Source organism: Dietzia sp. Cai40 (assembly GCF_014145165.1).
GTDB classification, from domain to species: Bacteria; Actinomycetota; Actinomycetes; order Mycobacteriales; family Mycobacteriaceae; genus Dietzia; species Dietzia natronolimnaea.
Genome location: NZ_JAALEB010000428.1, coordinates 1 through 1,136, shown reverse-complemented (window position 1 = coordinate 1,136; position 1,136 = coordinate 1). Strand labels below are relative to the sequence as shown.

Annotated in this window: 1 protein-coding gene and 1 pseudogene; both read right to left on the bottom strand. The window is 71.9% G+C overall.

The genetic code is table 11. The features are described 5' to 3' along the window. On the bottom strand, window positions 1–614 hold a 614-nt coding region (rpe, locus tag G6022_RS14910), incomplete at its 3' end, for a ribulose-phosphate 3-epimerase (RefSeq protein WP_182691879.1). 55 nt (window positions 615–669) lie between these two features. Next, a pseudogene (locus G6022_RS14905) lies at window positions 670–1,136 on the bottom strand (alpha/beta hydrolase); the annotation flags it as partial.

Sequence of the window (1,136 nt, the reverse complement as noted above, 5' to 3'; positions counted from 1 at the left end):
TCGGGCGCGCCGTAGACGGCGGATCCGGCGACGAAGACGTCGCAGCCCGCGGAGGCGGCGTCCCCGATGGTGCGCGAGTCGATGCCGCCGTCGATCTGGATCAGCACGTCGAGCCCGCGCCGGTCGATCTCCGCGCGCAGCGTGCGGACCTTGTCGAGCACCTCCGGCATGAACGACTGGCCCCCGAACCCGGGCTCGACGCTCATCACCAGGACCAGGTCGACGTGCTCGAGCAGATCGAGGTACGGCTCCACGGCCGTGCCCGGCTTGAGGGAGATGCCGGCCCGGCAGCCGCGCGAGTGCAGCAGGTCCGCGACGGCCCTCGGATCGTCGGTGGCCTCGACGTGGAAGGTGATGCTGGCCGCACCCGCGTCGATGTAGTCCCCCACCCACCGTGCCGGGTCCTCGATCATCAGGTGGCAGTCCATCGGCTTGTCGGTGACCTCGCCGACCGCCTTCGCGACCGGGGCGCCGAAGGACAGGTTGGGGACGAAGTGGCCGTCCATCACGTCGACGTGGATCCAGTCCGCGGCGGGGATCCGCTCGATCTCCCGGTCCAGGCGGGCGAAGTCGGCGGACAGGATCGACGGCGCGATGAGCGGCTGGTACGACATGCCGCCCAGTCTAGGCGGGCGGGCGCGAGCGGACTTCCCAGGGCGTGGACCGCGATCAGGCGCCCGGACCCGCCAGCGAGAGACAGAACTCGAGTTGGTCGGCCACGATCTGCTCGAAGTACGGGTCGACGTAGGGGTCGAAGTGCTCGCACGGGTACTCCAGATACCTGCCACGCGGCATCCGCTGAGCGGCCCGGCGCGCGGTCGCCGCGGGAGTGATGGCGTCCCGGGTGGCGATCTGCACCAGGACGGGGCACGCGATCCGTCTCGCGTGCCGGATCGGAGAATAGAAGCCGATCCGCACCAGGATCCGGGCTGCGACGTACTCGGGGAAGTCGCCGCGCTCCAGTCCGGAGTCCGCCGCCAGGCGGTCGACCGCGGGGTCGGCGTCCGGGCTCGTCATGGCACCGGCCTCCCCCGGCTTCCCGACCAGCGGGACGTACCGGGGCTCCCCACGCCGGGCCGCGCGCCAGAGGTCGCCGATGATCGCGGGGGTGAGCCTGACCGCCGAGCGCAGCGGCG